Raw genomic sequence first — 6,130 nt, 5'->3', positions numbered from 1 at the left:
TAGGCGTTACTCCAGGCGCTTGGTGGTGGGGCGGCCATCCCAGCGGTAGCGCGGGGCCGCGCGGCGGATGAGCATACGCAGTGCGACGATCACGGCGGACAGGCAGACTTCACCGACGCCGTGACCGGCCGCGGCAACGTCATGTACCACCGCTACGACGCGCACTACAGGCTCATCGCGCCCGCCGAGGAGCGGCCCCGCGCCTTCCCGCCGGCGTGTGGGCCCGTCCGGGAGGCGCGGAGACAGCTCTTGGCGGGGGTGGGGCCCGTCCGGGAGCGTGGGAGGAGGAGTCGGGGGCGGTGTGAGGCCGTCCCCGGCTCCGGTCTGCTTTTCGCCTGCATTACCGGGCTACTGACGGCGGATTACCTCGACATTACGTCTGTGGCGCAGCATTTCGGCCAACTTGTTGCAGCAAGGGTGACGGGTTCCCAACAAAGCTGGCACTGTACCGTCCCATCGCCGCAGTGGCCCTTGCAGTCGCACGCGCACCACCTGCTGCGGCGATCACATGGAGGCTGTCCCCCACTCGAACCACCAGCTCTACCGGGCGGCGTCACCCTCGGTCGCCCGGCTGGCTCCGGCCGTACTCTCACGGCCGCCGCAGAAGGAGTTCAGTGTGAATCGATCCTTCCGAAAGACCACCGCCGCAGGCGCGTTGATAGCCAGCGCCGCCATGGTCGTGACTGCCCTGACGTCCGGCGTCGCCACCGCCGACGAGACCCCCGTCCAGGCTCCCGCCGAGGTTCGGGCGATTGCCGGTGCGTTGCCGGTGCAGCTGTCGCCGGAGCAGCGCGGTGAGTTGCTGGCCTCTGCGGACGCGTCGCTGGCGGCGACCGCCAGATCGCTGGACCTGGGCCCGCGGGAGGCGCTGGTCGTCAGGGGCGTCACCAAGGACGCCGACGGCAGCGTGCACACCCGCTACGAGCGGACCTTCGACGGGCTGCCGGTGCTCGGCGGGGACCTGGTCGTCCACACTGCCGCGGACGGTTCCACCCAGGGCGTCACGAAGGCGACCGAGGCGGACATCGCCGTCGACACGACCGCCGAGGAGAGCGCCGAGGCGGCGAGGGGCCTCGCGCTCGACAGTGCCGGGAGTGCGAAGGTCGCGCAGCCGGCGGCCGACAGCGCCCGCAAGGTGGTCTGGGCGGCGTCCGGTACCCCGCGCCTTGCGTGGGAGACGGTGGTCACGGGCATGCAGGAGGACGGCACGCCGTCCGAGCTGCACGTCATCACCGACGCGAACTCCGGCAAGAAGATCCTCGAGTACCAGGGCGTCGAGACCGGCGTCGGCAACAGCAAGTACTCCGGCCAGGTCACGATCGGCACCTCGGCGACCGGCGGCGGCTTCGCGATGACCGACACCACCCGCGGCGGCCACAGCACCTACGACCTGAACGGCACCAGCTCCACCAGGAAGCTGTTCACCAACCCGACCGACACGTGGGGCGACGGCACCGTCGCCAACCGGCAGACCGCCGCCGTGGACGCCGCCTACGGCGCCCAACTCACGTGGGACTACTACAAGAACGTCCACGGCCGCAACGGCATCAAGGACGACGGCATCGGCGCCTACACCCGGGTCCACTACGGCAACAACTACGTCAACGCGTTCTGGTCCGACAGCTGCTTCTGCATGACCTACGGCGACGGTGCGGGCAACGTCAAGCCGCTGACCTCCATCGACGTCGGCGCCCACGAGATGACCCACGGCGTCACCTCCGCCACCGCGAACCTGGTCTACAGCGGCGAGTCCGGCGGCCTGAACGAGGCCACCTCCGACATCATGGCCGCCGCCATCGAGTTCTGGGCGGGCAACCCCGAGGACAAGGGCGACTACCTGGTCGGCGAGAAGATCGACATCAGGGGCGACGGCACCCCGCTGCGCTACATGGACAAGCCCTCCAAGGACGGCCGTTCCAGGGACTACTGGTCGTCCGACCTCGGCTCCGTCGACGTGCACTACTCCTCCGGCCCGGCCAACCACTGGTTCTACCTGGCCTCCGAGGGCAGCGGCGCCAGGACCGTCAACGGCGTGGCCTACGACTCCCCGACCTCCGACGGCCTGCCGGTGACCGGCATCGGCCGGGACGCGGCCGCCAGGATCTGGTACCGGGCGCTCACCACGTACATGACCTCGACCACCAACTACGCGGGCGCCCGCACCGCCACCCTGAAGGCCGCCGCCGACCTGTACGGGCCGACCAGCACGACCTACATGAACACCGCCAACGCCTGGGCGGCCGTCAACGTCGGCCCGCGCGTCGTCGACGGCCTCCTGCTGGACCCCGTCGCCGGCCAGATCACCGCGATCGGCGCCCCCGCCGAGCTCCAGATCAAGGCCGTCAACTTCAACCCCGGCATCGTCACCTACCACGCGGCCGGCCTCCCCGAGGGCCTGACGCTCCACCCGGTCACCGGCCGCGTCACCGGCATCCCGGCCCTTGCCGGCACGTACACGGTCACCGTCACCGCCAAGGCCTCCCACCACAGCAGCATCGCGACGACGTTCACCTGGAAGGTCTCCCGGGGCATCTTCGCGAACACCACCCCCATGCCGATCCCGGACGGGGGCCCGGCGGTCTTCTCGGACGTCGTCGTCGACCGGATCCCGGGCCGGGCACCGAGCGACCTCAAGGTCGGCGTGGACATCAAGCACACCTGGCGCGGTGACCTGGCCGTCGACCTGGTCGGCCCGGACGGCACCGTGTACCCGCTGAAGAAGAGCAACATCGGCGACGCGGCCGCCAACGTCATCGAAACCTACACGGTGGACGCCTCCACCCAGCTCGCCAACGGCACCTGGCGGCTGCGGGTGCAGGACATGTACCGCACCGACTCGGGCCGCATCGACGGCTGGAAGCTCATCTTCTGACCGCGCCCGCACCGAGCACCGACCACTGAGGTCATCCGGCCGGCGAAGACACACACTTCGCCGACCGGATCACCTCATGGACCTGCGGCACGGTCCGTCGCCGGGCTCCGGACCACCCCCGGCTGGAACCGGCGCCTCCCTCGCCGGGCCGGGCCGCCCACACCCTTCCCGGGCTCGCGTACCACGGCGAGCCCGCTCGTCCGTTTCCGGGCCGCCTTCGGACACGGGTGCCGACGGCCAGGGTCAGCTCATGGCCACCGTGGACGACGACTCCCCTGTATCAGGGAGTTGGGGAGGGTGAGGGCCAGCCACAGGTCCTGGTACTCGTAGGTGGTGCCGGCCGGGATGGTGACGCCGGTCCGGACGTCGTGCCGTGCCGGGAGGTCGAGGTCGCTCCCCAGGCGTTGTTCCGCAGGTGGGCGAAGCAATCGCCGGTGGGCGACAGGCTGCCGAGGCCGAAGTCGAGAGCGGTGTTCCTGCGGCGAGCCTCAGCTGGTCGGGGGTGGACAGAAGACGGTGGGCCGGCCGCGACGGGCTGGTGGTGCAGTGCACACGGCGAACCGGCGGTCAGGCCCTCGCAGTTGGAGCAGGGTGTGGCCCAGGTGGTCGCGGTGCCACGTGGAGGGGCCGACGTGGCCGGCCTCGGCGGTGGTGAGCTGCTGCCGGGCGAGCCACAGGGCGTGGAGGCGGCCGATGACGCGCTCCATGTGGTCGGGAGAGTGCCGGACCACTGCGTGACGGCCGAACAGCAGCAGGCCGCAGTGGACGCGCTCGCCGTCAAGTGCGACGCGCTGCGCGCGATGCTCGGCGCCGCCGTCGCCCGCGGTTCGAACGCGCTGAATATTTTCGCAAGATGTTTCTGTTATTGCCGGTCGTCCCCTGTGCTCTCCGGAGTGTCGGAAGGCCCGGACCCCTTCACCACAGGGTCCGGGTCATCGCACGAGGAAAGGAACGCGATGGGACACCGGAGCACCGAGCTTCGCCGGCGCAAGCGCCGCAGGCTCACCCGCAGGAGCGTCCTGGTCGCCGCGGCGGTGGCGGCGGGGCTGGTGGCGGGAACGCTCGGCATCCGCACCGCGCTGGAGCCGGCGGCCCTGAACAGCGCCGTCACGGCCGCGGCCGACGGGGTCGACGGTTCGGGGACGCAGGCCGGGCTGGTCGGCTACGACGGCGGACCGGGGGAGACCGGCACCGCCGAGGGGGCCACCCAGGCGCCCGCCCCGAAGCGGGACCAGAAGGCCGCGCCGCTCAAGGCGATACCCAAGGACGAGCCCGAACGCGGCCTGGTCTACGCCGGATTGAGCCTGCCGGGCAGCGACCGCTGCGGCGGCACGCTGGAGGTCACCGGCAGCACCCAGTGCAGCCACGGCCCGGACGTGCCCCCCAAGGGCGTGGACATCCGCCAGGACGTCCCGCCGGTCGCGGCCCCGGTCGCTCAGACGCCCGCGATCACCCCCGCGGCCGGAGCCCAGGCACCCGCCGCCGCCGACCTACTGAAGGGCTCCGCGCCCGTCCTGGACGCCACGCAGAAGGCACTGCTCGGCGGCGCCGGCACCGCCGCGGACGCTGCCCCGGCCGGAGCGGCCGCGCCCGCCGGGTCGAAGCTGGTCTGCGAGGGCGACGGCAGCAGCGGCAACCGCGTCCAGGCGGTGTACGTCCACAGCCCGGGCAACGACCGCTTCGCCCAGTACCTTGCCTCGTTCAAGAAGTGGGCCGCCGACGTCGACGTCATCTACAACGCCAGCGCCGCGGAGACCGGCGGCGAACGGCACGTCCGCTTCGTCACCGAGTCCGACTGCAGCGCCTCGGTGCTGAACGTGCAGATCTCCGACGCCGAGATCCAGGACTTCAACGCGAGTAACCGGGCCCTCGCCGCGCAGGGGTTCAACCGCAAGGACCGCAAGTACATGATGTTCACCGACGCCAAGGTGTACTGCGGGATCGGCACCTTCGCCGGCGACGAGCGCCCCGGCCAGGACAACCTGAGCAACTTCGGTCCCTCGTACGGCCGGACCGACTCCGGGTGCTGGAGCGGCAGCACCGCCGCCCACGAACTCGGCCACAACCTGGGCGCGGTGAACAACAGCGCGCCCAACTCCAGCAAGGCCGGGCACTGCGTCGACGAGTGGGACGTGATGTGCTACTCGGACGCCCCCGACTACCCGCAGATGCGCACCGTCTGCCCGGACCGCGCCCATGACGACCGGCTCGACTGCAACCACGACGACTACTACAACACCTCCCCGTCGCCAGGCAGTTACCTCACCACGCACTGGAACGTCGCCAACAACCGCTTCCTCATCGCCGGTGGCGGCAGTGGCCCCAACCCGACGCCCACCCCGACTCCGACCGGCACGCCGACCCGCACGCCCTCGCCGTCCCCGACGCCCACCGGCAGCACCACCCCCACGCCGACCGGCTCCCCGTCGCCGACCGCGACCCCCACGGCGGGCAACACCGGCCCCGCGGTGAGCGTCAGCCAGGTCACCCAGAACTCCGCCGTGCTCAGCTGGACCGCCGCACCCGCCGCGGCCGGCTACGACGTGCTGCTGAACGGCCAGGCGATCGGCACCGTCCGCTCGACGGTGGTCGGCGTGGTCCGTCTCGCCCCCGGCACCTCGTACACCGTGGCCGTGGCCGTCCGCGACGCCGCCGGAGCGGTCGGCACGCCCGGTCGCACCGCCACCTTCCGCACGGTCACCGACGCCGGCCGCCCGCAGCCGGGCACGCGCTACACGATGGTCAACGGACTGACCGGGCAGGCCACCGACCTGTGGGGCAGCTCGATGAACGACGGGACCGTGGCCATCGCCTACCAGCGCACCGGCTACGCCAACCAGAAGTGGCAGTTCGAGGACGCCGGGAACGGCGCGGTGCGGATCAAGTCCGCGCGCTCCGGCAAGTGCCTGCAGCTCGGCGGCGCCCCGGTGGCCGGTCAGTACGTCGCCCAGCAGCCGTGTTCCGACACGGCCGCGCAGAAGTGGCAGCTCAACGCCGTCGAGGGCGGGTTCACCGTCACCGCGGACGGCGGCTCGCTCGTGCTGGGCCTCAGCACCCGCTGGTACTACGGCGGTTGGCTGCTGGAGCTGCAGCAGGCGAACGGCCGGCCGCAGCAGAACTGGTCGCTCCTGAAGACCACGTAACCAGGCACCTCCGACCGACCGCGGGCCGCGCGCCCGAGGATCGTGGCCCGGCAGCCCGGCAGCCCGGTGCCACGGTCCCGACGTCGCCCGACCCGAGCGCCGGGCCGCGGCCGCC

Annotated in this window: 3 protein-coding genes and 1 pseudogene; 2 read left to right on the top strand and 2 right to left on the bottom strand. The window is 71.6% G+C overall.

Annotated features, from left to right (window positions below):
- Positions 1-6: 6 nt before the first annotated feature.
- Positions 7-102 (bottom strand): annotated as a pseudogene (locus ACFU7Y_RS38140) (IS5/IS1182 family transposase); the annotation flags it as partial.
- Positions 103-673: 571 nt separating this feature from the next.
- Between ACFU7Y_RS38140 and ACFU7Y_RS38135 the strand changes: the two are divergent.
- On the top strand, positions 674-2,872 hold the full coding sequence (locus ACFU7Y_RS38135; protein WP_380771099.1) for a M4 family metallopeptidase: 2,199 nt from the start codon (positions 674-676) through the stop codon (positions 2,870-2,872).
- A gap of 488 nt (positions 2,873-3,360) precedes the next feature.
- Here ACFU7Y_RS38135 and ACFU7Y_RS38130 read toward each other — a convergent pair whose 3' ends face one another.
- A complete protein-coding gene (locus tag ACFU7Y_RS38130) occupies positions 3,361-3,579 on the bottom strand; it encodes a DUF4913 domain-containing protein (RefSeq protein WP_374120086.1) in 219 nt (72 codons plus the stop codon).
- On the opposite strand from ACFU7Y_RS38130, the gene ACFU7Y_RS38125 reads away from it, so the two are divergent.
- Positions 3,484-6,015 (top strand): RICIN domain-containing protein, encoded by a 2,532-nt coding sequence (locus ACFU7Y_RS38125; protein WP_380771098.1) that lies wholly within the window; start codon positions 3,484-3,486, stop codon positions 6,013-6,015. The genes ACFU7Y_RS38130 and ACFU7Y_RS38125 overlap by 96 nt on opposite strands.
- Positions 6,016-6,130: the final 115 nt, after the last annotated feature.

Source organism: Kitasatospora sp. NPDC057542 (genome assembly GCF_042801945.1).
In the GTDB taxonomy this organism is placed as follows: domain Bacteria; phylum Actinomycetota; class Actinomycetes; order Streptomycetales; family Streptomycetaceae; genus Kitasatospora.
Note: the sequence above shows the minus strand (reverse complement) of the source record. Positions and strands in the feature narration are given on the sequence as shown.